Genomic DNA, 24,564 nt, shown 5'->3' with positions numbered 1-24,564 from the left:
TCCGAAGATCCGGCCGTCAGGCCGCCACCGACGGAACAAACTGGTTGCGCAGGTGACGCGCCATGAAATCGCGCACCTCGTCGCAGGTCACGGGCTTGCACAGCCAGTAGCCCTGGGCCTCGTCGCATTCGTGGCTGCGCAGGTAGTCGAGCTGGGCCATGGTCTCGATGCCCTCGGCCACCACCTTCATCCGCAAGCCGTGGGCCAGGGTGATGATGCCGTCGATGAGCGCTCGCGCGTCGGCGTCGCGCGTCAGGTCGTTGATGAAGGAGCGATCGATCTTCACCGTCGACAGCGGGAAATGCTTCAGGTAGGAAAGCGAGGAGTAGCCCGTTCCGAAATCGTCGATGGCCAGGCCGATGCCCATGTCCCGGATGGTGCGCAGCAGCTTCGTCGCATGCTCGGGGTTCGCCATCACCGCGCCTTCGGTGATCTCCAGCTCCAGCAGCGCTGGCTCCAGGCCCGAGGCTTCCAGCGCGGCCCGTATGTCGGCGATGAGCGTGCGGCTTTCGAACTGGCGCGGCGACAGATTGACGCTCACGAGCACCGCAGGCAAGCCGGATTTCTGCCACGAACGCGAATCGGCGCATGCCTGCTCCAGCGCCCACTTGCCCATGGACACGATCAGGCCGGTCTCTTCGGCGATCGGGATGAACTGTGTCGGCGAAATCGTGCCCAGAAGCGGGTGGTGCCAGCGCATCAGGGCCTCGACACCGGAGATGTGCTGGCTCTGCAGGTTCATCTTCGGCTGGTAGTACATCTCCAGCTCGCCACGCTCCTGGGCATGGCGCAGCGCGCTTTCGAGCATCAGCTGTTCGGTGCTCCGTGCATTCATCTTCGCCGCGTAGAACCGGTAGGTGTTGCGGCCCTTTTCCTTGGCGCGGTACATCGCGGTGTCGGCGTTTTTCAGCAGCGCCTCGGCGTCGTTGCCGTTCTCCGGATAGAGACTCACACCGACGCTGGCACTGACGTGCAGTTCGCGTCCCTCGATGACGAACGGCGCTGCGCAGCAGGCCAGTACTTTCTCGGCAAGCACCTCGGCATCCTTCGTGGCGGACAGGTTCTCCAGCAGCAGCACGAATTCGTCGCCGCCAAAACGCGCCACGACGTCGGTGTCGCGCAGCAGCGCCGTCAGGCGCTCGCCGCAGATCCTGATCATCTGGTCGCCCACGCCGTGGCACAGCGTGTCGTTGATGTGCTTGAAGCGATCCAGATCGACGAACATCACCGCGAACGGCTTCTGCTGGCGGTTGCTGCGCCTGATGGCGTGGGCGAGCTCGTGCTGCAGCGCGGCGCGATTGAGCAGCCCGGTCAGCTCGTCGTGGCTGGCGATGAAGCGAAGGCTCCGCTCGGCCAGCTTGCGCTGCTTGTACTGGGCGATCTGCAAGGTGATCACGCGCAGGGATTCCAGCGTCTCGGCGTCGGCTACCTGCGGATTGGAGCCGAACAGCTCCAGCGCCGTGGTCGTGTCGGCGGTGGTGATCGGCACGATGAGCCCGGCGGCCAGTCCGGCCTGGCGGGCCATTGCATCGCGCACGAAATGGCCCGGAGCCGCCAGCGTGTCGATGCGCACGACGCCGCCGATTCCCCATGCGCGGCCCAGCGAACCTTCGCTCGGCCGGTAGGTGAGCGTGCGGCTGGCGTCGACGAATTGCCGCAGCGCCGGGTCGTCGCCGGCATGCCAGGCTGCGGCACAGCGAGCCTGGCCGTCTTCGCCGACGCTCCACAACGCGCCGCAGTCCCAGCGCAAGTCGGTGCATACCGCCTCCAGCGCCAGCGCGATCACCGTCTCGGTCCTGCCGTCGCCGGCGAGCAGCCTGGCGATCCTGTATTCGAGCTTCTGGCGCAATGCGTCCTTGCGCAGCCGCGTGGCGTCGCGCACGGTGCCGCGCACCCATCGCCTGCCTTCATCTTCGGCCGACTGAGCGATGACATGGAGCCAGCGTTCGGTGCCGTCGGGCAGGCACAGGCGGTGCTCGAATTCGCTGCGTTCCGTGGACTGGGAGGCCCAGGCGATCCGCTGTTCCACCTCGGGGCGTTCCGTGGCTGGAACGCGCGAGAGCAGCGCTTGAAGATCCGGCTGCGAGGCTTCGGTCTCGAAGCCCAGGATGCGCCGGGCTTCTTCGGAGCACTGCAGGGCGCCGGTCTCGGGATCGAGGATCCAGCTTCCCAGGCTTGCCAGGTGCTGGGCTTCCTCCAGCTGCCGCTCGCTCCTGCGAAGGTGGTGGGTCATCTCGTTCGCCAGGACCTGGGCCCGGCTGCGCGAGGCGGTCAGCGAGAGGACGATGCCGGCAAGCAGCATGCTGGTGGCCAGGCCGCCGAGGACGATGAGCCACGGGATGGCCTTGTCGAGCGGGCCGAAGACCTGGGTCTCGTCCTGCTCGACTTCCACCAGCCAGGAGCGGCCGCCCAGCTCGAAGCCGAGCATCCGCTCGAGGCCGCGCTCCGCAGCGGCGGCGGGCTTCGCCGAGGCCGCGCTGTCGAACAGCAGTTGCCGCTCGCCGAACGAGGTCGGCGTGACGAACCGGGTCTCCACGCGCGTTCCGATCGCACCCCGGCCCGGCCCGGCATCGATCAGGCGCAGGCGGGGCGCCCTGGCGGGGTCGGCCCTGGCCACGTCGCCCAGCATTCCTGCGACGCTGAAACCCGCGCCGACCGAACCGGCATAGGCACTGCGCCGCTGCTCGAGCGTGTCGAGCGGTCGTCCTGCGCGATAGACCGGCAGCCGCATCGCCAGTCCGATGTCGGACTCGCGGCCCGGGATGCGCACCTTGCGGCCCGACATGACGAGCCCGCCGGTGTCGCGCCCCTGCTCGAGCGCGTCTCCCCTGTCGGGCATCGCACCCAGGTCGTTGCCGAGCAGCTTCTCGTTGCCGGCCTGCGGCTCGATGTAGATCAGCGGGTAGTAGGTGGCGCGCTCTCCGGGCGGCTTGATGGCGAAGCCGGCGGCCACGCCGGTGTCCAGGCTCGCATCGCCGCGGACCTGTTCCTCGAAGGACTGCCTTTCGCTGGCCGCGACCAGCGGCGCGTAGTTGACAGCCTGGAAGCCGGGGTAGGCGCGCGCCAAGTTCAATCCCGCGACGTAGTCCCTGAAGTCGCTCCGGGTCACGGGATCGGAGGTGTTGAACCGCGCGCGCAGGCCGATCAGGACGGCGATGTAGTCATCGAAGCGGGCTTCGACCTTGCGTGCCAGATCGAGGGCGGCGGCATCGAAGTGCGCCTGCGCGCTGCGCGCGATTTCCTGGCGGGCGGACACGCCGAGGGCGATCGAGAGCGCCGTGCCGACCACGAAGATCGATACCGGCAAACGGATCCTGACCCACACGGACAATGACATCGGACTTGATCCTGTCGTTGACACAGGCCGCTCAGCTCTGCGTGCAGCAGCGTGCATCGTTGGCGCAATGTATCTGGCTGGCGCAAGAGCGTCACGCTATTTGTCTCGGCGCAAGCCGGGCCGTGCACCGGCGAGATATTTGAATGCTTAAGAATTAATTTTGTTGTAGAGGCTTTGCGTCGAGCGACGAAACGTAGCCAAGTCCAAGACTCGCGTAGATGCGTCCCCCGGAGGCGCGGTGCCGCTGGATAGAGTCGTTGCATGACTTCCGCCACCGACACCCTCTACGCCATCGCCCCCGCGCCCGTCCACTCGCTGCCCATCCAGGGCGAGCGCGCGCGCTTCCCGGTCAACCGCATCTTCTGCGTGGGCCGCAACTACTCCGAACATGCCCGCGAGATGGGCCACAACCCCGACCGCGAGCCGCCGTTCTTCTTCATGAAGCCGGCCAGCGCCATCGTCGCGGACGGCGGCGAGTTCGCCTACCCCACGCTGTCGAAGGACGTGCACCACGAGATCGAACTGGTGGTCGCGCTCAAGACCGGAGGATCGGACATCGCCACTTCGGACGCGCTCGCCCACGTGTACGGCTATGCCGTCGGCCTCGACATGACCCGCCGCGACCTGCAGTCCGAGGCCAAGAAAATGGGCCGCCCGTGGGACACCGGCAAGGCCTTCGACGGCTCCGCGCCCTGCGGCGAACTGGTGCCCGTGGCCCGGGCCGGCCATCCCGCGGCGGGCGAGATCCGCCTCGAAGTGAACGGCGCCCAGCGCCAGGTCGGCGACCTGGGCGACATGATCTGGAACGTGCCCGACACCATCGCCTACCTGTCGACCCTGTTCACCCTGCAGCCCGGCGACCTGATCTTCACCGGCACGCCCGCCGGCGTGGCGGCCGTGCAGCGCGGCGACCGCATGCGCGGCACCGTGGCGGGCGTCGGCGCGCTGGAGGTCGTGGTCGTCTGAGCCTGAAGGCGGCCCGCGCGCCGGGCTGGAAGTTGGCGTACCCTCGCGGCCAGAAGCCTGCCGCCACGCCAGCCCCGATGCGCCCCTCTCATCCCACGTCCGTACGCACCTACGGCATGCACGAGCGTGCCGACCACCTCGACTTCGACATCCGCTTCCAGGGCGCGCGCAACGAACTCACGCTGCCGCACCGGCATGCGTACTTCCAGATCCAGATCGGCATCGAAGGGCATTCGCGGCAGGCCATCGGCGGCGAGGTGCGCCCCTTCGGACCGCGCCACCTGAGCTTCGTGCTGCCGTACCGCGTGCACGTGATTCCGCATCCGCCCGAGGCGCTGTACTGCATCGTCAACTTCGACCAGCGCTTCCTGTGGCCCGAGCTCGACGTCGATGCGCTCGACCTCGACGACGTGCCGCTCTCGCGCTACCCCGACCTCGCGCCCTTCTTGTTCCAGGAGTACGTCGACTTCGCCTTCGATGAGGCCGACTTCGCACGCATCCGCGGCTGGCTCGACGAGCTGCATGCGCTGAACGCGGGCCGCAGCTTCGGCGCCAAGATCGCCATGCGCGGCATCGTGCAGCAGATCATCGCGCTGGCCTGCATGCGGCAGGAGCAGGCGCTGATGCGGCTCTCGCTGCAACATGACGGCAAGACCTCGCAGCACGACGCATTGCAGCGCGTGGTGCGCTACGTGCGCGACAACCTCGACAAGCCTCTCTCGCTCACCGATGCGGCCGCTGCGGCATTCCTGTCGCCCAACTACCTGGCCAACCTGCTGCGCAAGGAGACCGACCGCACCTTCACCGACCTGGTGACCGAGCGGCGCATCGAGCGCGCGAAGGAACTGCTGTCGTCCACCTCGCTGCTGGTGCGGGAGATCGCGCACCAGTGCGGCTTCGCGGACGAGGCGTACTTCAACCGGCGCTTCCGGCAGTGGGTGGGCGTCACGCCGCGCAGTTTCCGGCGTGCGCATGTGGTGAACGCGCGCTAGCTGGCTGTCTGGCCGGCGACATCCGCCGCCCGCGCCAGCATCGACAACCGCTTGACCAGCGGTTCGAACAATTCCGCCGGCGTATTGCCATACCCCAGCACCAGCCCGTTGTCCGAAGGCTGCGGCTGCATGGCAAAGGCCGACAGCGGGGAGGGCGCGATGCGGTGCCGCAGCGCCTCGGCGGCGATCCTGCGGTCTTCGAAGCGTGCCGGCAGCCGCACCGTGAGATGCAGGCCGCAGTAGCCGCCCTCGATCTCGTGGGGCACCTGCAGGTGCCTTTGCAGCGCGAGTCGCAGCGCCTGTTGCCTGTCGCGGTACAGCCGGCGCATGCGGCCGAGGTGCCGGCTGAACTGTCCGCTCTCGATGAAGTCGGCCATGGCCAGCTGCTCGTGGCGATGGCCGCCGCGCAGCATTTCTTCCATGGACGCCTGCACGGCCGGCATCAGTCGAGTCGGCACGACCAGGAAGCCGAGCCGCAGCGACGGGAACATGGTCTTGCTAAAGGTGCCGACGTAGAGCACGGGCGCCTCTTCCACCAGCCCCTGCATCGCGCCGATGGGTTCGCCGGTATGGCGGAACTCGCTGTCGTAGTCGTCCTCGATGATCCAGGCGCCGTGCGCGCGTGCCTGCGCAATCAGCGCGAGCCGGCGCGAGATGCCGAGCACCGCGCCGCCGGGATACTGGTGCGAAGGCGTGGTGTAGATCAGCCGGGGCGGGTGTCTCACCCAGTCGCGCTCGCTCACGCACAGGCCCTCGGAATCGACCCGCAGCGGCACGATGCGCATGTCGCCCGCGTGCATGGCGGCTTTCACGCCGCGGTAGCCGGGGTCTTCGACCCAGCCGGTCTCGCCGGGGTTCGACAGCAGCCGCACGCACAGCGAGATGGCCTCCTGCGCGCCTTCGCAGATGACCACCTGGTGCGGCTCGCAGCGCACGCCGCGCGCGATCGACAGGTGCCGCGCGATGGCCGCGCGCAGCGGCGGCTCGCCCAGCGGGTCCCCATAGCCCAGGGCCGCGGGGCCGGCGGCGCGGATCGCGCGGTCGAGCGCGCGCCGCCATGCAGCCGCCGGAAAGTGCGACAGCGCGGGCACGCCCGGCCGCAGCGCCATGTCGGCGTCGGCGCGCGAGACGGCAGGCTTGATCTTCGAGAGGCGCAAGGCGGTTCCCGGCACGGCGCCTGCCTTGCCGGCGCGCCTGGGCGGCAGGGCCGGCGAGGAGAGCTCGATCACGCGCGTGCCCTGGCGGTCGGGCTGCACATAGCCTTCGGCGGCAAGGTGCTCGTAGGTCGCGGTAACGGTGTTGCGCGAAATCGCGAGGGACTCGGCCAGGGCGCGCGAGCCGGGCAGCCGGCTGCCGGGTGCGAGGCTGCCGTCGAGGATGGCGCGCTTGAGCCGGTCGTACAGCTGGCGCTGCATCGAACCCGCCTCGCGGCCCTTGGCGAGCGGGGTGTCCAGCAGGGCAGCAGGTGAGAGAGAAGGCCGTGGCACCATGAAATGATAAGAACGTGGAGCTTTTGCTGGAGCCAGCATGCGGGTACTTTACATACCCCGACCCGGTGGTCGTTCCTGTTTTTTTCCGAAAGACGCCTCATGCTTGCCCGCCACAACGACTTCGGCCAGTCCATCGGCCCCGAACTGCCCGGCTGGACGCCACGTCCCCTGCCGCCGCGCCGCGCCCTCGAGGGCCGCTTCTGCACGCTCGAGCCGCTCGATGCCGCCAGGCATGCCGACGACCTGCACGCGGCCTACGCGCTGGCGCCCGACGGCCGCGACTGGACCTACCTGGGCATCGAGCGCCCCGCCGACGTCGGCACCACCCGGGCCTACGTCGAGCGCATTGCCAGCAGCACCGACCCGATGCATTTCGCCGTGATCGACAGGCAAAGCGGCCGTGCCGTCGGTTCGCTGGCGCTGATGCGCATCGACCCCGCCAATGGCGCCATCGAGGTCGGCACGGTCAACTTCTCGCCGTTGCTCAAGAAGACGCCGATGGCCACCGAGGCCCAGTACCTGCTGATGAAGCTCGTCTTCGATGAACTCGGCTATCGGCGCCACGAATGGAAGTGCGACGACTTCAACGAACCCTCGAAGCGCGCGGCCTTGCGGCTGGGCTTCCAGTACGAAGGCCGTTTCCGCCAGGCGGTGGTCTACAAGGGCCGCGGCCGCGACACGGCCTGGTTCTCGATCATCGACAGCGAATGGCCGGCGCTGCGCACCGCGTTCGAGCGCTGGCTTGCGCCCGGGAACTTCGACGCGCAGGGACGCCAGCGCATGTCGCTCGACAGGTTCCGGCTGCCTTCCTGAGGTTCAGGACGCGCAGGCCTGGCGCTACTTGCCCGGCTTCTGCGACTGCTCGCAATCGACCTGGATCAACTCGCGCTCGTCCAGCGTCGCGCCGATGCGCACCGCGCTCAGGCAGCCGCCCCACACGCAGCCGGTGTCGGTCGAGAGCAGATCGGGACGCGAGAGCCAGCCCAGCGTCGACCAGTGGCCGAAGGCGATCGTTGCCCTGGCGGTCTTGCGGCCGGGCACGTCGAACCACGGCATGTAGCCTTCGGGCGCGGTGGCGGCACTGTCCTTGGCCTCGAACTCCATCACGCCGTCGGCCGTGCAGAAGCGCAGCCGCGTCAGCGCATTGACGATGGCGCGCAGGCGGGCGCTGCCGGTGAGCGTGTCTTGCCATTGCGCCGGCTCGTTGCCGTACATCGACAGCAGGAATTCGCCCAGCGCCGGGCCGCGCAGCACCGATTCCACCTCCGCGGCCAGCGCCAGCGTTTCGCCCACTGTCCATTGCGGCAGTACGCCCGCATGCACCATCAGCAGGTCGCCGCCGCCGATGCGCATGTGCAGCGCCATATGCTGGCGGCGCACCCAGTCGAGCAGCGCTTCGCTGTCGGGTGCGGCCAGCAGTTCGGCCAGGGTGTCCTTGCGGCCGGCCTTGCGCGCACCGTGCGACACGCCCAGCAAGTGCAGGTCGTGGTTGCCCAGCAGGCTCAGCGCCGAGGCACCGTAGCCCTGCACGCGGCGCAGCACGGCGAGCGAGTCGGGCCCCCGGTTCACCAGGTCGCCGAGCAGCACGATGGTGTCGCGGCTCGGGGAGAAATCGATCTTCTGCAGCAGCCGCCCGAGGGGGGCGTCGCAGCCTTGCAGGTCGCCAATCAAGTAAAGTGACATTCCCTCATTCTCCCCCTCAGTTCATGGATGTCTTCCTGCTGGCCTTGCTGACGACGCTCAATGCGGCGTTCGCAATGTCCGAAATGGCCCTTTCCACCAGCCGCCGCGCACGCCTCGCGGCCTTGGCCGAAACGGGAGACGCCGGCGCCGAGGCGGCGCTCAAGCTGATGGAGTCGCCGACGCAGTTCCTGTCCACGGTGCAGATCGGCATCACCTCCATCGGCATGCTGAGCGGTATCGTCGGCGAGGCGGCCTTCGCGGCGCCGCTCGCGGTGTGGATGGAATCGGTCGGCATGGGCGCCGGCACCGCCAGCGTGGTGTCCACCGCGGTGGTCGTCACCTGCATCACCTTCTTCACCATCATCTTCGGCGAGCTGGTGCCCAAGCGCATCGGCCAGCTCTACCCCGAGCCGGTGGCGCGCTTCGTGGCGCGCCCCATGCGCGGACTGGCCAAGGCGGCCAAGCCATTCGTGTGGCTGCTGGCGGGCGCTACGGCCGCCACGCTGAGGCTGCTGCGCATCGACGCCAATGCGGCCCGCTCGGTGACCGAGGAAGAAATCTCGGCCAGCCTCGAAGAGGGCGTGGACGCCGGCGTCATCGAGCAGCATGAGCACCAGATGGTGCGCAATGTGTTTCACCTCGATGACAGGCGCCTGTCGTCGCTCATGATTCCGCGCGCCGACATCGAATGGCTCGATGCCTCGTTCACCGTGCGGCAGGCGCTGCAGAAGGTGGCGGACGCGGCTGCGCTCAACCTCGTGCATTCCTGGTATCCGGTGTGCCGCAATTCGCTCGACGACGTGGTCGGTGTGATCAGCGTGGCCCACCTGCTGCGGCTGGGCGCCGCGCACACCGGCGTGCTGGGCCAGGAAGCGACGCCCGCGGTGTTCGTGCCCGAGACCCTCACCGGCATGGAACTGCTCGAGCAGTTCCGCGAGCGCGCCGGGCGCCTGGTGTTCGTGGTCGACGAATACGGCGTGGTGCAGGGCCTCATGACCCCGCGCGATCTGCTCGAAGCCATCACCGGCGAACTGCAGCCCGGCATGCAGACCGACGCATGGGCGCGCGAGCGGCCCGACGGCGTGTGGGAGCTCGACGGCCTCATGCCGGTGTCCGAATTGCGCGCGCGCCTTGGCATCCGCGAGCTGCCCGATGAAGAGCGGGGCCGCTACAACACCGTGGCCGGCCTGCTCATGTCCGTGTCCGGCCACCTGCCGGAGGTCGGCGAGCACATCGATTGCGCCGGCTGGTGCTTCCAGATCGTCGCGCTCGAAGGCCGCCGTATCGACCGCGTGCTGGCATCGCCCGATCCGGCGGTGGCGCCCGAGGCCGAGTAGGGCGCGGCTCATGCTGTCGCTGCTTGCTCTCAGCTGTCCGCAATGCTCTGCGCCGCTGCCGCGGGCTGCCCGCTGGCGCACCGTCGACTGCAGCTATTGCGGCGCCACCATCGTGCGCGGCGAGGAAATCGTCGAGCGCGAGAGTTTCCGCGCCGCATGGCGCAGGGCGAACGCCGATGTGCCCGGCGGGCGCGTTCTCGCATGGCGCGGCACGCGCTTCCGCGTGCTGGCCCCGCTGGCCACCGGGGAGCACAGCGAGGTGCTGCTGGCGGAGCGCCTGGGCGCGCTGCCCGAACGCGTGACCATGAAATTGGCCCGCGACAGCGCAGCCAACGGCGTGCTGCTGCGCGAAGCCTCGGTGCTCCAGGCCTTGCAGGACCTGTCGGTTCCGGGCGCCGCCTACTTCACGCGCCGGCTGCCGCAACCGGTGGGCACGGGCGTCGCCGAAGGGCTGGGTGACGGCGCCCGCCAGGCGCTGGTGCTGCGCCATCCGACCGGCTTCTGGGGCAGCCTGCAGGACGTGGCGCGTGCCAACCCGCAAGGCATCGACCCGCGCCATGCCGTGTGGATCTGGCGTCGCGTGCTGGAGGTGCTGTCCTTCGTGCACGGCGCCGGCTGGACGCATCGCGGCCTGTCGCCTGCGCATGCGCTCGTGCATCCGCGCGACCACGGCGTGCTGCTCATCGGCTGGTCGCGCGCACAGCATGCCGCCGGCGCGGCCCATGCCGCCGCCGCCGCGCGAGACCTCATGCAGGCCGCGTGGGCCGTGCGTGCCCTGCTGCATGGCGGCGAGGGTGACGAGGCCGACGCCCCGGGCTTCGGCGCGCACACTCCCGCGCCGCTCGCCGCGCTGCTGCGCCAGTGCAGCGAAGACGCCAACGCCTGCGAACGGCTCGGCGCGCAAGGCATCGAGCAAGCCCTCTCCGCGGCCTCGCGCGAAGCTTTCGGTGCGCCGCAGTTCGTCCATTTCGATCCCGCGCCGCACCGCGGCGCCTGACCCCCTCAATTTCCTTTCGCATCAAGGAGTCACTACATGGGCTACGGAAACTACTCGCATGCCGCCCACACGGCACTCATCGCCGACCGCGCCGCCAAGCCCGGCGCCGAGGTCTTCACCCAGCGCTCCACCCATCCGCTGATGAACCCGCAGGGGCTCAAGGTACGCGAGTCGCGCGACAACGCCGACCACCCCAACTCGCTGGGCATCGTCTTCGCGCTCGACGTCACCGGTTCCATGGGCGACATCCCGCAGACCCTGGCGCGCAAGGAGCTGCCCACCTTCATGAAGCTGCTCACCGACTGCGGCGTGGCCGACCCCCAGCTCATGTTCATGGCCATCGGCGACGCCACCTCGGACCATGCGCCGCTGCAGGTGGGGCAGTTCGAATCGACCGCCAACCTCATGGACCAGTGGCTCACCTGGAGCTACCTCGAAGGCGGCGGGGGCGGCTCCGGCGAGGAGAGCTACGAGCTGGCCTTCTATGTCATGGCCCAGCACACCGACATGGACTGCTGGGTCAAGCGCAAGAAGCGCGGCTATCTGTTCGTCACCGGCGACGAGCTGCCGTACCCCGCCGTGTCGCGCCATCAGGTGGAAGGGCTGATCGGCGAGAAGCTCGACGAGGACATCCCCATCGAGGAGGTCATTGCCGCAGCGGCCGAGACCACGAACCTGTTCTTCCTCATTCCCGATGCGCAGCGCCGCCGCCGCTGCGAAGGCCGCTGGCGCGAGCTGCTGGGCGATCACGTCATCTGCATGGATTCGCCCGACGACGCCTGCGCCGTGGCCGCCGGCATTGTCGCGCTCACCGAAAAGGCCGTGCCCAGCCTCGAGGCACTGGCCGGCGTCATGAGCGGCACTGGCATGGCCAAGGAACGCGTGGGCGGCGTGCTGCACGCACTCGACGGCTACGCCGCGCTGCTCGATCCGGCGGCATCGCGCCGCGCGCCACCGGCCGTGGCCACCGCCGCGGCCGGCCCGCGCTCGTCGTGGTGGAAGCGGCTCTTCGGCTGACCGCAGGGTGAGCGCCGCAGCAGTCACGGCCACGCGCTACGTCTCGCTGCTCGGCCTCGGCTTCGGAGACTGCGGCAAGGGGCTGTTCACCGATCATCTGAGCGGCGCGCTGGGGGCGCACACGGTCGTGCGGTTCAACGGCGGCGCGCAGGCGGGCCACAACGTGGTGCTGGCCGACGGACGCCACCACACCTTCTCCCAGTTCGGCGCCGGCAGCTTTCATGCGGGAGTCGGCACGTTGCTGGCGAGCCCGGTGGTCGTACACCCGACGGCGCTGCGTGTCGAGGAAGAGGCGCTGCGGCGCGCGGGCGTGAACGACGCCTTCTCGCGCCTGCTGGTCGATGCGCGTTGCCGCGTGACGACGCCGTTCCACCAGGCGGCCGGGCGGCTGCGTGAATGGGCGCGCGGGTCGGATGCGCACGGCAGTTGCGGCGTGGGGGTCGGTGAAACCGTTCGGCATGCGCTGGCCGCGCCGGACGAGGCCTTGCGCTACGGCGACCTGCCGTTCCCGGCCCGCGCGCTCGAAAAGCTGCAGGCCTCGCGCACCACGCTGCTTCGCGAATTCACGCACACGGCCTTCTCGCATGCCGGCGCCGCGCAGGAACTGTCTGTGCTGCAGGATGAATCGCTGGCACGGCGCTGGCTCGATGCCGTTGCGCCATGCCTGGCGCAATCGCCCCCCGCCAGCGCGGACCGCATCGCCGAGCGCCTCGCGCGGGCCGGAACCGTGATCTTCGAAGGCGCGCAGGGCGTGCTGCTCGACGAGTGGCGCGGTTTCCATCCGCACACCACGTGGAGCACGATCTCTGCGGCGGCGGTCGAGGCCGTGCTGCGCGACGCGGGCATCGACGCACCGGTGCAGCACCTGGGCGTGCTGCGCAGCTATCTCACGCGGCACGGCCCGGGCCCGCTGCCGACGCACGACCGCGCGCTCGACGCGCGCCTGCGCGAGCCGCACAACGCGGATGAAGGCTGGCAGGGCGTGTTCCGCAGGGGCCATCCCGATGCGGTGCTGCTGCGCTACGCGCTCGACGCGGTCGGCGCGCTCGACGGACTGGTGGTGAGCCACCTCGACGCCGTCGATGGTGCCGGACTGCGCTGGTGCGCCGGCTACCGCACGGAGGACGCAGGCCGCCTCACCGCGCTGCCGGCCGGCGGTGTGCGGGACCTTGCCCACCAGCACGCCCTGACGCGGTTGCTGCAGGGCGCCGAACCCATCTACGAAGCGCACCCCATCGCCACGGCGCACGCATGGGTCGCGCATGCCGAGGCGCTGAGCGGCTTGCCCGTGCGCTTCGGCGCTTTCGGCCCGACGCGCGAGACCGTGCGCGACCGCAAGCATCTTCCTTGATCAGAGCCTTCGTGAGCGAGTGGAACATTCCACTTGTCGTCGGTGCCGGTCTGAGCGCCATCGCGGCACTGCTGCTGCCGGACATGGATCATTCAAGCGGGTCGATGATTTGCATGGCCATCATGGCGGCGACCTGGTGCTGCAGGCTTTTGCAAAGCGAGTGCAGGCGAGGCTGCGATCGGCGGACGTGTTCGCCCGATTGGGCGGCGAGGAATTCGCGGTGCTGCTACCAGACACCGATGGAATGCGTGCAGATCAGGCGCTCTACTAGGCCAAGCGGCAAGGCCGCAATCGGGTGGTGGCATGGGGGAGCGAGAAATCGGCACGGGCAGAAGCTGCCGCCGCGTGACCAATTCATGGGAGGCGAAAAGTATTCATTCGACGCAAACTCGCCGCCTCCAGTTTCAACGTGGCGCACATGCCGAAGTTGTCCGAATACATCCGTGAGAAGTTTCCCGTCGACCTCGTCCTGGGCAAGGTCCGCCATGCGATCCAGTTTGCCGAGGGCGGCGGCATCAAGGCCCTGGGCCTGGACATGACGGCCCAGGAATGCCAGGCGATGGTCGACAAAGTGGTGCTGACCCCCGCCGCCGGCAATCACCGCCATGTGCGCTTCATCGGATTCGACCAGGAGCGCGTCAACGAACTGGGCGCCGGGCTCGACATCGCGCTGCGGATGCTCGAGGAAGCGAAGCGCAACGTCGGCCTTCACACATGGCCAGGCAAGACGCACTACGAAAGCATCTTCGGCTCGCGTGCATGGCATGGCAGCAGCGCCACCCGCAAGGCGGGGGCGGCCGCCGGCAACGCCAACGCCGAATCCGGGTTCGCGTCGCGCGCGAGCTATGTGCGCGCCAAGATCGACCAGATGATGGACGACCTGCGCGATCCGCGCTGGATTCTGTACAAGAGCAACGAAGCGGGCGATGCCGCGGCCCTGAAGGGCGGCCGGGGCGGCTATCTCATGGCGATCGGCCCGGCATTTCCGCGCGGAGCGGTCGGGCACTTCCATGCCGGCGTGCTGATCCACGAGGTGGGCCACAACCTCGGGCTCGCCGATGTCTGCGGCGAATGCCAGCAGCATCGCCAACTGCTCGACGCCACCCACTATGCGCCGCGGTCGGACGCCAACATCCCGCAGTGCACCGGCAACACCCCTCACGGCGCGATGGCCGCCTCGGGGAAGGGCCACTTCATCGGCTCGAAGCAGGTGAAACGTCTGGCGGACGCGCACAAGAACGCCACCATCTACAACACCGACTCCTACCGCTGGTACTGCTATGCCTTCTTCAAGAACGAGGTGGATGCGGGCATCTCGGCGCACAAGGCGCTGTTGGAGCCGGCTTGAGCCGAGCCTCTGAAGATCTGAGGCATAGAGTTACATTTGTCTCCCAGGAGGCACGACATGACTGGATTCTGGCGTAGGAGCAAGGCTGATTCGGAAGAGGAGAAGCGGGCGATAACTGAAGTACTTGGCAGAGGCGGAGCAAAGCCAGAGCCCCAGGCAAAGTGGTCGCCCGGAGTATTCGACGACATCGAGTGGCGTCGCTTCGAGGCTTTATGTGAAGCTCTATTCGCGCAAGCAGGCGTTCGTACCGAAAGCCAGTCACACGGGGCCGACGGCGGAATCGACATCTGGCTTTATTCGGCCAATAGCCCGAAACCGATGATCGTGCAATGCAAGCACTGGAGAAGCAAGCCCGTGGGTGTGCAACAGATGCGTGAATTTTTCGGAGTTCTCAAGGCAAACGATCTGCAATACGGCACATTTGCGACCAGCTCGACATTTACCTCCGACGCACTGGAATTCGCTAGGAGCAATGGCATAAATGCACAAGACCGCGCGGGGTTGCTGCAACTGATTTCGCGACGCACAGCCGATCAACAAGCTTCACTTCTGAAGGTTGCCTACGATGGCGAGTTCTGGCGACCAACCTGCGTCAAGTGCGGAGTGAAGATGGTGGAACGCCAGCCCAAAGACGGGGGAGTCCCGTTCTGGGGTTGCGCCAACTTCGCAAAGCTGCGCTGCATGAACAGAATGCAAATGGCGGGCAAGCGCTGATTGCCGCTATCCGCGGTTGCCGCGAGCCGCGGCAATCAACCTGCATTTTTTTGCCGCCTGCCCTGCGTTGAGCTGTGACAGCCCATGAATCAACTGACGCCTTATGCCGTGGTGCGCGTCAAATGTCTTGTGGCAACGGGCAATGACTACGACGGCTGGTGCGTGAACAAACGCCCGCCTGCGATAGATGATGTCGGGACATTGCTCGAAGTCCTTGCAGCGCCGGACCTGCCCTATAGATAAGTGGTGGAAAGCTGCGTCGCTGATCGCATGACGGTCTGGCCGGGAGACTTCCTCGCTGAAGAATCGGAGCCTTTCGAAGGTCAGCGGCGCCCCCTCACCAGGCCACCCCATCCCCCAGCAACTCCCGCCGCGCCAGCAGGAACGCGGCCGCATTCCAGCTCTGTCCCGCCATTCCCATCGGCGCCAGCGTGCGCCCGTGAAACCACTCGGTGAATCGCCAGTCGTCCTGCGCGTTGGCCTGTGCCAGCCGCGCGAGTTCGGTCCATGCCTGCTCATGCAGCCCCAGCCGTGCCAGCGCCATCACCCAGAAGCCGCCGACGAACGGCCAGATGCCTCCGTTGTGGTACTGGTGCACGATGTTCTGCTGGTGCCGGCCCATGTATGCCCGCCACAGCTCATGCTGCTGAGACAGCGGATGCAGCACCACGCGCACCGGGTAAGGCTGCGATGCGTTCGCCGCCTCGATGGTCTGCACGATGCGCTGCGCCATCGCGGCGTCGGCCAGGCCGCTCTGAATGGCCAGCACGTTGCCGAACACGTCGCCTTCATCCCCGACGACCGCCAGATTGACGAAGCTCAGGTACAGGCCCGGATCGCGCCGGCCACGCCGCGCGTAGTGGCGCAGCAACCGCGCGCGGTGGTACTCGGGCAGGTCTCGCTGGAACGGATTGAACAGGTGGTTGAAGTGGTGCCGGGTTTCTTCCGCATGCTGCAGCGCGAAACGGCGCTTGACGTCGAACCACAGCGCGTTGGTGTAGAGCACATAGCCGGAGCGCGGCATGATGTCGGCCCAGTCGCTGGCCTCGTTCTGCTGCAGCAGGCGGAAGTGCTGGTGCTCCTGCGCGAGCAGCCAGTGGATCGCGCGTTCCACCTCGGCCTGCCAATGCGTGGCTTCCACGTTGCCATGCCTGCGCACGTGGTCCACTGCAATGAGCCACCACAGGGTGGCGTCGATGCAGCCCAGGTACCAGAAGTCGGCGTCCTGGCCCTCGGGGTCGACGTACTTGGGAATCTGCCCGTTCGGGGCCTGTTGCGAAGCGAGCGCGTCGAGGCTGGCCACGGCGCCCTGTTCCAGCGCCGGTACGCCGGTGCCGCACATGGCCATGACGCAGATGGCGGCGTCGCGGCCAAAGATGCGCGTGTAGCGCCGCGCCACGGCGGCCTCGGTGCGGCTGGCGGCCAGGATGCCGTGCGGCGTGAGGTTGTCCTGCAGCAGTTCGAGGGACGCCCGTGCGCAGGTGTCGATGAGCGCGAGCGCGGGAGCGTCGAGGTTGTGGGCGGGGGTGGTCGTCATGGGGCTTTCTTTAGCTCAAGGCATTGACGTCACGAAGAAGCGGACAGGTTCAGGTCGTCGACAGTGTGTGCGGGCCAAGTATTGCAGTGTTTGCATTCGCGCTATGGATTTCGGGGGCATCGCTGCCGCTGGCCCTGCAGGAGGGACGCGCTTCGGCGTATGTTCGCCTGCTGGATTCGCCAGGAGAGACTGCAGCCCCGGCCTTTCCGGCCGGCGCCTTTCCTCTCGTCCTACAGACTGGCCGCGAGGCATGGGCCAGCATGCGCGCATGAAGAGCAAACCGATCCTTGCAGGCCTCGCCGTGGCCGTTTGCTTTGCGGCTGGCCTGGCTGCCGCCGAACCCGTGAAGCTGCCCGTGGACAACGACGACAAGGGCACCGTGTATGTGGCGCCCAACGTCAACCCCACCGAAACCTCGGCCTACACCACCGGTGCGACCGTGGGCGTCGAGCGGCGCGACGGCAGCGGCGCCTACATCGGCACCGACACCTCCACCCCCCGGCCGACCTATTCGCTCGGCGCGAGCACCGGCGGCAATGTGTCGCTCACCGGCGGTGTGTCGTCGGACGGCAAGGCCAACAACGGCGTGAAGGCCGGCGTGACCATCAAGTACTGACCGGCAGCAGCCTCAGACAAGCGTGCCGTAGACGATGAACCCGTCGTGCGACGCGACCTTGTCGTACAGCGAGCGGCCTGCGGCGTTCGTCACATGGGTCTGCCAGTACACCCGGTGGCCGCCTGCCTGCTTCACACGTTCATACACGCCTTGAATCAGCTGGCGCCCGACGCCGCGGCCGCGCTCCGATGGCAGCGTGAACAGGTCCTGCAGGTAGCAGGTCGGCTCGATGCGGGTGGTGCTGCGGTGAAACAGGTAGTGCGTGAGGCCGACGAGCTGGCCGTCACGCTCCGCGACCAGCGCGTGCACCGGCTCGTAGGCGTCGAAGAAGCGCCGCCACGTCACCTGCGTGATCTCGTCGGCCAGGGCCGTGGGGCCCTCGCGTCCGTAGAAGGCGTTGTAGCCGTCCCACAGTGGCTTCCACGCCGAATGATCTTCCGCCACGGGAGGACGGATCAGGAGAGAAGAAGAGCTTGTCATGAGGCTGCGGCTGCCTTGCCTTGGTGGAAAACGGACAAGCCCGCGATTGAAACATGACTGGGCTCAGGGCAGGAAAAAAGCCTTGAGCAATTCTTCAGGCAACTGGCCGCGCAGGCCGATGGCGACGACTCCCGCGCGCGCTTCGCCGGCCGGTGGCGCGGTCTTGCGCAGCGTACCGTGGCGTCCGGCGAACTGCACCTCCGACCATTCATCGCCCGCGTCCCCTTGGCCGGTGCGCAGCACGCCCTTCAGGCGCAGCACGCCGGGCGGCACGTCGCGCAGCCAGGCACGCAGCCTGGCGACGGGAATCACTGCTTCGGGCTGTGCATTCCACGTCTGGAACAGCCCGCCGTGATCGGGCGCGCCGTGCGCGTGATGATGGTCGTGGCAGCCAGGCCCGCAGGCATGGGGCAGCGTGTGCGTTGCATGCGGCAACCCCGACAGCAGCACCAGCGGCACGGCCGACTCCACGGTCTGGATGCACGGCGTGCCTGGCGCGGTCGCCGCGACCCAGGCATGGGCGCCTGCCAGCGCATCGGCGGATGCGATGTCCGCCTTGTTCACCACCACCAGGTCGGCCGACTTCACCTGCCGTGCCAGCGTGTCCGCCAGCAGCGGGTCGCGAGACTGCTGTGCCGCCGCGCTCGCATCGACCAGCACGATGACGCTCTCCAGGCTCAGCTCCGGCGCCGCCATGCCGATCTGCGCGATGCGCCACGGGTCCGACACGCCGCTGGCCTCGATCACCACCGCGTCGAACGGCGTCCGGGCCTCGATCACTTCCACCAACGCCCGCCCCAGGTCGTCGCCGATCTGGCAGCACACGCAGCCGTTGGTCAGCGCGGTGGTGTCGCCGTGCGTGGCGGCGATGAGATCGGCGTCGATGTTGAGCGCGCCGAAGTCGTTCACCAGCACCGCCAGGCGCAGCCCATTCGCCTCGCGCAGCCAGCGGTTGAGCAGCGTGGTCTTGCCCGCGCCCAGGAAGCCGCCAATGACCGTGAGCGGCAGGCGCTTCCGTCTCGGGTCTGTCGATGCGGTCACGCGGTCTTCAGCCCCGCTGCGCCTGGAACACGCGGCCCGACAGCACGGTGCCCCAGACGCGGGCGTCCTTCAGCGCCATCGGGTCCATCTCCAGCGGGTCGTCTTCCAGCACGCAGAAGTCGGCGCGCTTGCCGCATTCGATGCTGCCGATCTCGCCGTCGAGCTTGAGCGTCCAGGCCGCGCCGAGCGTGATGGCGCGCAGCGCCTGCGGCACGGTGATGCGCTCGCCCTCGCCCAGCAGGCGGCCTTTGGGCGTGATGCGGTTCACGGCGCACCATGCGGTGAACAGCGGGCCCAGCGGCGTGACCGGCGCGTCGGAGTGGATGGCCAGCGGCACACCCGCGGCGAGCGCGCTGCCGCAGGCATCGAGGCGGTTGGCGCGGTCGGGGCCCATGGTCATTTCATAGTGCTGGTCGCCCCAGTACCAGATGTGGTTGGCGAACAGGTTGGCACACAGGCCCAGCGAGGCCATGCGGCGGAACAGCGGCGCGTCGATCATCTGGCCGTGCTGCAGCGTGTGGCGGTGGTCGGGGCGGGGCGCGCGCGTGAGCACGCGGCCGATGGCGTCGATGGCCACTTCGCTGGCCTCGTCGCCGTTGGTGTGCGTGTGGATGGTGAGTCCGGCGCGGTGGTAGGTCTCGAAGTCGGCCTCGTACTGCGCGGGCGCTGTCACCCAGATGCCGTTGGGCGCGCCGTTGAAATGCCCCGGCCAGCGCAGCCGTGCGGAGAAGCCCTGGATCGAGCCGTCCAGCATCATCTTCACCAGGCCGTAGCGCAGGCGGTCGGTGTTGCGCGGCACCAGCGACTTCACATGTTCCGCGCCCTGTGCGGCGCCGTGCGTGCCATGGAAGGCCTGGAATGCGGGCAGGATGCGCACCGCAAAGTCCTCGTCGCGCGTCACTTTCTCGAGCACGCCGCAGTCGTCCGCGGTGAGCTTGTTGACCAGGTCGGTCGCGGTGGTCACGCCCTGCAGGCAGGCCAGCCTGGCGAACGAGCGCACGCCGGCCTCGGTCATCGGCGCGAGCAGGCCGGCGTTGCCGATCTTGCGCAACACCAGGAACATGGCGGCCGGCTCCTGCAGCTCGCCCGTGGGTTCGCCTTCGTCCGCGCCCTCGGCGAACTTGACCACGCCCTCGACCTCGTTGTCGCGCGTGATCTCGGCGATGCGCAGCATGGCACTGTTGACGTTCATCAGGTGCCCGTTGGCATGGCCGATGACGATGGGCCGCGTGGCGCTCGCGCGGTCGACGTGATGCACCGTCATGCGTTCTCCGCCGAAGTAGATGGGGTCGAAGCCCCAGGCAACCAGCGGTTCGGTGTCGGGCACGCCGTCCACCGTCATCTTCGCGGCGACTTCCGCCAGGCGCGAGACCACCTCGTCCATCGAGCGCAGGCCGCTCCAGACCTTGCCTTTGGGGTCCCGGCGGTCGAACCAGCCCAGGTACGTCCAGTCCCACATGCTGCCTTCCTTGAGGTGGCAGTGGCCCTCGATGAGGCCGGGCATCAGCACCTTGGCCGCGAAGCGCTCGTCCAGCGTGAAGGTGCCCCATGCCTGCATGTCCGCCAGCGAGCCGACGGCCAGCACGCGGCCGTCGCGCACCGCCACGTGGGTGGCATGCGGTTGCATCGGGTTCATGGTGATGATCTTGCGGGCGGGGTAGACGGTGGTTGTCGTTGCTTGGCTCATGGCGACTCTGGAATCGAAAGAGGAGGGTGCGGCAGGCCGTCGACGACGTCGACACGCCGGCAGCGTACCCAGTGATCGGGCGCGACTTCGCGCAAGGGCGGCAGCTCGGCCGCGCAGGCCGGCTCCGCCACCGGGCAGCGCCCGGCGAAGCGGCAGCCGGCGGGCGGGTTGATGGGGCTCGGCGGATCGCCGCTCAGTTTGATGCGGTGGGCCGCGCGCCGGCGCCCGCCGCTCACCGTGGGCACCGCCGACATCAGCGCCACGCTGTACGGATGCAACGGCCGCGCGAAGAAGCTGCGCCGCGGCGCGCGCTCGACGATCTGGCCGAGGTACATCACGGCGATGTCGTCGCAGATGTGCTCCACCACCGCCATGTCGTGCGAGATGAAGAGGTAGGTCAGCCCCAGCTCGCGCTGCAGCCGCGACAGCAGGTTCAGTATCTGCGCGCGGATCGCGATGTCCAGCGCCGACACCGGCTCGTCGCACACCACCAGTTCCGGGTTGGTGGCCAGCGCCCGCGCGATGTTGATGCGCTGGCGCTGCCCGCCCGAGAACTGGTGCGGAAACAGGTGCTGCTGCTCGGGCCGCAGGCCGACCGCCTCGAACAGCTCCGCCACGCGGCGCGTGCGCTCTTCAGGCGTGCCGACCCGCATCAGGTCCAGCGGCGCGCGCACCGCGGCGCCCGCGCGCTCGCGCGGGTTCAGCGATGAAAACGGGTCCTGGAAGATGATCTGCATGCGCGTGCGCGCCTGCCGCAGCGCCTCGCCGCGCAGGGCGGCCAGGTCGGTGTCGCCGAGCTGCATGCGCCCCGAAGTGACGGGCGACAGCCGCATCACCGCGAGCGCGGTCGTGGTCTTGCCCGAACCCGATTCGCCCACCACCGCGAGCGTGGTGCCGCGCCGGATCTCGAAGGACACGCCGTCCACCGCCTTCACCACTTCGGGCGCGCGGCCCCAGCCGGCCTTGCCGCGCGGAAAGTGCACCTTCAGGTCATCGACCGAAAGCAGCGTGTCGGTCTTGCCGATGAATGTCATGCGGCCTCCCGTTGGCGCTGGTCGAGGGTCTGCGCATGCAGCCAGCAGGCCGCGCCGTGCGGGATGCCGGGCGCGATGTCGCCGTGCACCGCGAACATGGGCGGCACTTCCGTCGCGCAGCGCGCCAGCGCGCGCGGGCAGCGTTCGCGGAAGGCGCAGCCCGTGCCCAGCTCCCAGATCGACGGCACCACGCCCGCGATTTCGGCCAGGTCCTCGCGTGCGCCGTCGCCGTATGCCGCGCTGCTGCCCAGCTCCGGCAGGCAGTCGATCAGCCCGCGTGTGTAAGGGTGGCCGGGCTCCGACAGCACCTGTTCGGTCGTGCCCTGTTCGATGACGCGGCCGGCGTACATCACCATCACGCGGTCGGCCATCTCGGCCACCGCGCCCATGTCGTGGGTGATGAGCATGATGGCCGTGCCCTTGTCGCGCTGCAGCTCGCGCAGCAGGTCGAAGATCTGCGCCTGCACCGTCACGTCGAGCGCTGTCGTCGGCTCGTCGGCAATGAGGATGTCGGGCCGGCAGGCCAGCGCCATCGCGATCATCACGCGCTGGCGCATGCCGCCGGAGAGCTGGTGCGGGTACTCGTCCACGCGCCGCTCCGGCGCCGGAATGCCCACCTGCCGCAGCATCTCGATGGCACGCTCGCGCGCCGCGTGCGCGTTCAGGCCCGCGTGCAGCCGCAGCGATTCGCCGATCTGGTCGCCCACGCTGAGCACCGGGTTCAGCGAGGTCATGGGCTCCTGGAAGATCATCGAGATGCGGTTGCCCCGCACTTCGCGCATGCGGGCATCGCTGGCCTGCACCAGGTCTTCGCCCTGGAACAGCACCTGCCCGCTGCGGATGCGTCCGGGCGGCGAAGGAATGAGCCGCAGCAGTGCCAGCGCCGTCATGCTCTTGCCGCAGCCCGACTCGCCGACCACGCACAGCGTTTCGCCGGCGCGGATCTCGAAGTCGACCCCGTTGAGCACCAGCGCCTGGCCGCGCCGCGTCTTGAACTCGACGTGCAGGTCCTGCACGCGCAGCAGTGCGTCGTCTTGCGTGGCCATCAGCGTTCCCTCAGCTTGGGGTTGAGGGCGTCGTTCAGGCCGTCGCCGATCAGGCTCACGGCCAGCACGGTGATGAAGATCGCCGCGCCGGGAAAGGCCACGGCCCACCAGCACGACAGCACATACTGCCGGCTGGAGCCGATCATCAGCCCCCAGCTCATCTGGTTGGGGTCGCCCAATCCGAGGAAGGAAAGACCCGCCTCGAACAGGATGGCGGCGCCGATCGCCAGCGTGGCCGACACCACCAGCGGCGGCAGCGCGTTGGGAAGAATCACCTTCCAGATGATGCGTGCGTCGCCGGCGCCGATGGCCCTTTCGGCCCGCACGAACTCCAGTCCGCGGTACTTCATGAACTCGGCGCGTGTGAGCCGCGCCGTGCCGGTCCAGCTCACGATGCCGATGGCCAGCGTCACCGTCACCAGCGTGGGCGAGAACAGCGTGACCACCACCATCGCGAACAGCAGCGCGGGCAGCACCTGGAAGAACTCGGTGAGCTTCATCAGCGCGGCATCGATCTTGCCGCCGTAGTAGCCGGCGAAGGCGCCGAGCGTGATGCCGATCAGCACCGACAGCAGCGCGGCCACCGCGCCCACCAGCAGCGTGGCGCGCCCGCCGTAGATCAGCGCGATGAGCACGTCGCGGCCCAGGTAGTCGCTGCCGAGCCAGGCGTCCTCGCTGAACGGCGGTGTGAGCGGCGCGGTCCTGATCTCGAACGGGTCGGCCGGGTAGAGCCACGGCCCGGCGACGGCCACCACCAGCACGATCAGCAACATGGCCATGCCGGCAATGGCGGCGGGGTTGCGCAGGAACATGCGCATTGACTCCATGCCGGGGTGTTCCACGCGCACTGGCGGCCTGGCGGCGGGTTGGGAAGCGGAAGCAACAGGAGGCATCGCGATGACCTTGCTCATGAGGTCTTGATCCGTGGGTCGATGAAGCGGTAGCACAGGTCGGTGAGCTGGTTCATCACCACCACCACGACGGAAGAGAACAGCAGCACGCCCAGGATGGTCGGGTAGTCGCGCCGCAGCACCGACTCGAAGGCCAGCCGGCCGAGGCCTGGCCAGTTGAACACCGTCTCCACCAGGATGGCTCCGGCCAGCACGTTGCCGAACTGCAGCCCCAGCACCGTGACCACCGGCAGCAGCGCATTGCGCAGCGCATGCTTGTAGAGCACCACGCGGTCGGCCAGCCCCTTGGCGCGGGCGGTGCGAATGAAGTCCGAGCCCAGCACGTCGAGCATCGACGAGCGCGCGAGCCGGCTGTACTGCGCGAGATACACCAGGCTCAGCGTGAGCGTGGGCAGCACCAGGTGCTGCGCCACGTCGAGCATGTCCGCGAAGCCGCCGGTGCCCGTCGAGTCGATGGACCGCATGCCCGCCACAGGAAGAATCGGGAACACCGAGGCCAGCAGGATCACCAGCATGATCCCCAGCCAGAACACCGGCGCCGCAAAGCCCACCAGCGACAGCACGGTGATGAACTGCGACAGCCACCCGTTGGGCTTGCGTGACGAAAGCACGCCGAGCGCCGTGCCCGCGAAGAACGCCAGCAGCACGGAACTCAGCACCAGCAGGAGGGTGGCGGGAACGCGCTCGGCGATCATCTGCGTGACCGGCAGGTTGAAGAAGTACGAGTAGCCCAGGTCACCGCGCGCCACCTTGCCCAGGTACACGGCCAGCTGCACCGGCAGCGACTTGTCGAGCCCGTACTGCGTGCGCAGCTGCGCCATCAGCTCGGGCGACATGCCGCCGCTGGCGCCGGCAATGGTTTCCACCGGGTCGCCCGGCGCGGCGTGCACCAGCACGAAGTTGAGCACCACCACCGCGATCACCAGGCCCAGGGCCTGGAGAAGTCGCGAGGCGGCATGGCGCAGAAACGGCAGCATGCC

The 24,564-nt window shown here is 68.4% G+C and carries 23 protein-coding genes; 12 read left to right on the top strand and 11 right to left on the bottom strand.

Features of this window, described 5'->3' with window-relative positions; translation table 11 throughout:
- Window positions 1-16 precede the first annotated feature (16 nt).
- Window positions 17-3,337: a bifunctional diguanylate cyclase/phosphodiesterase gene (locus AC1RVW_RS06250; RefSeq protein WP_493198708.1), complete on the bottom strand. Its 3,321-nt coding sequence runs from the start codon at window positions 3,335-3,337 to the stop codon at window positions 17-19.
- Window positions 3,338-3,598: 261 nt separating this feature from the next.
- Between AC1RVW_RS06250 and AC1RVW_RS06245 the strand changes: the two genes are divergently transcribed.
- Together AC1RVW_RS06245 and AC1RVW_RS06240 are read left to right on the top strand one after the other, a co-directional pair.
- Window positions 3,599-4,303, top strand: a complete 705-nt coding sequence (locus AC1RVW_RS06245) for a fumarylacetoacetate hydrolase family protein (protein ID WP_493198706.1) — start codon at window positions 3,599-3,601, stop codon at window positions 4,301-4,303.
- Window positions 4,304-4,380: 77 nt separating this feature from the next.
- A complete protein-coding gene (locus AC1RVW_RS06240; protein WP_493198704.1) occupies window positions 4,381-5,295 on the top strand; it encodes a helix-turn-helix transcriptional regulator in 915 nt (304 codons plus the stop codon).
- Here AC1RVW_RS06240 and pdxR read toward each other — a convergent pair.
- Window positions 5,292-6,785: a MocR-like pyridoxine biosynthesis transcription factor PdxR gene (gene pdxR / locus AC1RVW_RS06235; RefSeq protein ID WP_493198702.1), complete on the bottom strand. Its 1,494-nt coding sequence runs from the start codon at window positions 6,783-6,785 to the stop codon at window positions 5,292-5,294. The genes AC1RVW_RS06240 and pdxR overlap by 4 nt on opposite strands.
- Before the next feature lie 99 nt (window positions 6,786-6,884).
- On the opposite strand from pdxR, the gene AC1RVW_RS06230 reads away from it, so the two are divergent.
- Window positions 6,885-7,598, top strand: a complete 714-nt coding sequence (locus AC1RVW_RS06230) for a GNAT family N-acetyltransferase (RefSeq protein ID WP_493198700.1) — start codon at window positions 6,885-6,887, stop codon at window positions 7,596-7,598.
- A 24-nt stretch (window positions 7,599-7,622) separates the two neighbouring features.
- On the opposite strand, the gene AC1RVW_RS06225 is transcribed toward AC1RVW_RS06230, so the two are convergent.
- Window positions 7,623-8,468 carry a symmetrical bis(5'-nucleosyl)-tetraphosphatase gene (locus AC1RVW_RS06225; protein ID WP_106938228.1) on the bottom strand — a complete coding sequence of 282 codons (846 nt, stop codon included), beginning with the start codon at window positions 8,466-8,468 and terminating at the stop codon, window positions 7,623-7,625.
- A gap of 23 nt (window positions 8,469-8,491) precedes the next feature.
- On the opposite strand from AC1RVW_RS06225, the gene AC1RVW_RS06220 reads away from it, so the two are divergent.
- From AC1RVW_RS06220 to AC1RVW_RS06185, 8 genes are all read left to right on the top strand, one after another.
- Window positions 8,492-9,805 (top strand): hemolysin family protein, encoded by a 1,314-nt coding sequence (locus AC1RVW_RS06220; protein ID WP_081267562.1) that lies wholly within the window; start codon window positions 8,492-8,494, stop codon window positions 9,803-9,805.
- A 10-nt stretch (window positions 9,806-9,815) separates the two neighbouring features.
- Window positions 9,816-10,802 carry a lipopolysaccharide kinase InaA family protein gene (locus AC1RVW_RS06215; RefSeq protein ID WP_493198697.1) on the top strand — a complete coding sequence of 329 codons (987 nt, stop codon included), beginning with the start codon at window positions 9,816-9,818 and terminating at the stop codon, window positions 10,800-10,802.
- A gap of 36 nt (window positions 10,803-10,838) precedes the next feature.
- Window positions 10,839-11,819 (top strand): hypothetical protein, encoded by a 981-nt coding sequence (locus AC1RVW_RS06210; protein ID WP_081267564.1) that lies wholly within the window; start codon window positions 10,839-10,841, stop codon window positions 11,817-11,819.
- Between the two features lie 7 nt (window positions 11,820-11,826).
- Window positions 11,827-13,170, top strand: a complete 1,344-nt coding sequence (locus AC1RVW_RS06205) for an adenylosuccinate synthetase (protein WP_493198695.1) — start codon at window positions 11,827-11,829, stop codon at window positions 13,168-13,170.
- Window positions 13,171-13,189: 19 nt separating this feature from the next.
- Window positions 13,190-13,441: a diguanylate cyclase domain-containing protein gene (locus tag AC1RVW_RS06200; protein WP_493198693.1), complete on the top strand. Its 252-nt coding sequence runs from the start codon at window positions 13,190-13,192 to the stop codon at window positions 13,439-13,441.
- A gap of 147 nt (window positions 13,442-13,588) precedes the next feature.
- Entirely contained in the window at window positions 13,589-14,518 is a 930-nt protein-coding gene (locus AC1RVW_RS06195; protein ID WP_493198691.1) for a hypothetical protein, read from the top strand.
- A 57-nt stretch (window positions 14,519-14,575) separates the two neighbouring features.
- Window positions 14,576-15,232 carry a restriction endonuclease gene (locus AC1RVW_RS06190; RefSeq protein ID WP_493198689.1) on the top strand — a complete coding sequence of 219 codons (657 nt, stop codon included), beginning with the start codon at window positions 14,576-14,578 and terminating at the stop codon, window positions 15,230-15,232.
- 84 nt (window positions 15,233-15,316) lie between these two features.
- The gene (locus tag AC1RVW_RS06185; protein WP_409196653.1) at window positions 15,317-15,475 is read left to right on the top strand and encodes a hypothetical protein; all 159 of its coding nucleotides are present in this window, start codon (window positions 15,317-15,319) and stop codon (window positions 15,473-15,475) included.
- A 94-nt stretch (window positions 15,476-15,569) separates the two neighbouring features.
- On the opposite strand, the gene AC1RVW_RS06180 is transcribed toward AC1RVW_RS06185, so the two are convergent.
- The gene (locus AC1RVW_RS06180) at window positions 15,570-16,769 is read right to left on the bottom strand and encodes an amylo-alpha-1,6-glucosidase (protein WP_493198687.1); all 1,200 of its coding nucleotides are present in this window, start codon (window positions 16,767-16,769) and stop codon (window positions 15,570-15,572) included.
- A 268-nt stretch (window positions 16,770-17,037) separates the two neighbouring features.
- Between AC1RVW_RS06180 and AC1RVW_RS06175 the strand changes: the two genes are divergently transcribed.
- Complete coding sequence (locus AC1RVW_RS06175; RefSeq protein ID WP_409196651.1) at window positions 17,038-17,385, top strand: hypothetical protein; 348 nt, start codon at window positions 17,038-17,040, stop codon at window positions 17,383-17,385.
- A 12-nt stretch (window positions 17,386-17,397) separates the two neighbouring features.
- On the opposite strand, the gene AC1RVW_RS06170 is transcribed toward AC1RVW_RS06175, so the two are convergent.
- From AC1RVW_RS06170 to AC1RVW_RS06140, 7 genes are all read right to left on the bottom strand, one after another.
- The gene (locus AC1RVW_RS06170) at window positions 17,398-17,865 is read right to left on the bottom strand and encodes a GNAT family N-acetyltransferase (RefSeq protein ID WP_493198685.1); all 468 of its coding nucleotides are present in this window, start codon (window positions 17,863-17,865) and stop codon (window positions 17,398-17,400) included.
- 63 nt (window positions 17,866-17,928) lie between these two features.
- Window positions 17,929-18,906, bottom strand: coding sequence for a CobW family GTP-binding protein (locus AC1RVW_RS06165; RefSeq protein ID WP_493198683.1), 978 nt, complete (start codon window positions 18,904-18,906; stop codon window positions 17,929-17,931).
- 7 nt (window positions 18,907-18,913) lie between these two features.
- Entirely contained in the window at window positions 18,914-20,593 is a 1,680-nt protein-coding gene (locus AC1RVW_RS06160) for an amidohydrolase (protein WP_493198681.1), read from the bottom strand.
- Window positions 20,590-21,627 (bottom strand): ABC transporter ATP-binding protein, encoded by a 1,038-nt coding sequence (locus tag AC1RVW_RS06155; RefSeq protein WP_493198680.1) that lies wholly within the window; start codon window positions 21,625-21,627, stop codon window positions 20,590-20,592. Before AC1RVW_RS06155 ends, AC1RVW_RS06160 begins: the two co-directional genes overlap by 4 nt.
- Window positions 21,624-22,673: an ABC transporter ATP-binding protein gene (locus tag AC1RVW_RS06150; RefSeq protein ID WP_493198678.1), complete on the bottom strand. Its 1,050-nt coding sequence runs from the start codon at window positions 22,671-22,673 to the stop codon at window positions 21,624-21,626. Before AC1RVW_RS06150 ends, AC1RVW_RS06155 begins: the two co-directional genes overlap by 4 nt.
- Complete coding sequence (locus tag AC1RVW_RS06145) at window positions 22,673-23,566, bottom strand: ABC transporter permease (protein ID WP_493198823.1); 894 nt, start codon at window positions 23,564-23,566, stop codon at window positions 22,673-22,675. The genes AC1RVW_RS06150 and AC1RVW_RS06145 overlap by 1 nt, the downstream gene beginning before the upstream one ends.
- Before the next feature lie 14 nt (window positions 23,567-23,580).
- A complete protein-coding gene (locus tag AC1RVW_RS06140) occupies window positions 23,581-24,558 on the bottom strand; it encodes an ABC transporter permease (protein WP_409196881.1) in 978 nt (325 codons plus the stop codon).
- Window positions 24,559-24,564: the final 6 nt, after the last annotated feature.

The organism is Variovorax sp. MPBD4-3 (assembly GCF_058809745.1).
This window is presented reverse-complemented; position numbering and strand designations above follow the sequence as displayed.

Excerpts from the sequence above, each read along its gene's own strand:
- AC1RVW_RS06190 (WP_493198689.1), top strand. The coding sequence starts at position 14,576 with ATGACTGGATTCTGGCGTAGGAGCAAGGCTGATTCGGAAGAGGAGAAG.
- pdxR (WP_493198702.1), bottom strand. The coding sequence starts at position 6,785 with ATGGTGCCACGGCCTTCTCTCTCACCTGCTGCCCTGCTGGACACCCCG.
- AC1RVW_RS06160 (WP_493198681.1), bottom strand. The coding sequence starts at position 20,593 with ATGAGCCAAGCAACGACAACCACCGTCTACCCCGCCCGCAAGATCATC.
- AC1RVW_RS06195 (WP_493198691.1), top strand. The coding sequence starts at position 13,589 with ATGCCGAAGTTGTCCGAATACATCCGTGAGAAGTTTCCCGTCGACCTC.
- AC1RVW_RS06170 (WP_493198685.1), bottom strand. The coding sequence starts at position 17,865 with ATGACAAGCTCTTCTTCTCTCCTGATCCGTCCTCCCGTGGCGGAAGAT.
- AC1RVW_RS06145 (WP_493198823.1), bottom strand. The coding sequence starts at position 23,566 with ATGCCTCCTGTTGCTTCCGCTTCCCAACCCGCCGCCAGGCCGCCAGTG.
- AC1RVW_RS06210 (WP_081267564.1), top strand. The coding sequence starts at position 10,839 with ATGGGCTACGGAAACTACTCGCATGCCGCCCACACGGCACTCATCGCC.
- AC1RVW_RS06180 (WP_493198687.1), bottom strand. The coding sequence starts at position 16,769 with ATGACGACCACCCCCGCCCACAACCTCGACGCTCCCGCGCTCGCGCTC.
- AC1RVW_RS06245 (WP_493198706.1), top strand. The coding sequence starts at position 3,599 with ATGACTTCCGCCACCGACACCCTCTACGCCATCGCCCCCGCGCCCGTC.
- AC1RVW_RS06220 (WP_081267562.1), top strand. The coding sequence starts at position 8,492 with ATGGATGTCTTCCTGCTGGCCTTGCTGACGACGCTCAATGCGGCGTTC.
- AC1RVW_RS06230 (WP_493198700.1), top strand. The coding sequence starts at position 6,885 with ATGCTTGCCCGCCACAACGACTTCGGCCAGTCCATCGGCCCCGAACTG.
- AC1RVW_RS06150 (WP_493198678.1), bottom strand. The coding sequence starts at position 22,673 with ATGGCCACGCAAGACGACGCACTGCTGCGCGTGCAGGACCTGCACGTC.
- AC1RVW_RS06215 (WP_493198697.1), top strand. The coding sequence starts at position 9,816 with ATGCTGTCGCTGCTTGCTCTCAGCTGTCCGCAATGCTCTGCGCCGCTG.
- AC1RVW_RS06175 (WP_409196651.1), top strand. The coding sequence starts at position 17,038 with ATGAAGAGCAAACCGATCCTTGCAGGCCTCGCCGTGGCCGTTTGCTTT.
- AC1RVW_RS06225 (WP_106938228.1), bottom strand. The coding sequence starts at position 8,468 with ATGTCACTTTACTTGATTGGCGACCTGCAAGGCTGCGACGCCCCCCTC.
- AC1RVW_RS06155 (WP_493198680.1), bottom strand. The coding sequence starts at position 21,627 with ATGACATTCATCGGCAAGACCGACACGCTGCTTTCGGTCGATGACCTG.
- AC1RVW_RS06240 (WP_493198704.1), top strand. The coding sequence starts at position 4,381 with ATGCGCCCCTCTCATCCCACGTCCGTACGCACCTACGGCATGCACGAG.
- AC1RVW_RS06250 (WP_493198708.1), bottom strand. The coding sequence starts at position 3,337 with ATGTCATTGTCCGTGTGGGTCAGGATCCGTTTGCCGGTATCGATCTTC.
- AC1RVW_RS06185 (WP_409196653.1), top strand. The coding sequence starts at position 15,317 with ATGAATCAACTGACGCCTTATGCCGTGGTGCGCGTCAAATGTCTTGTG.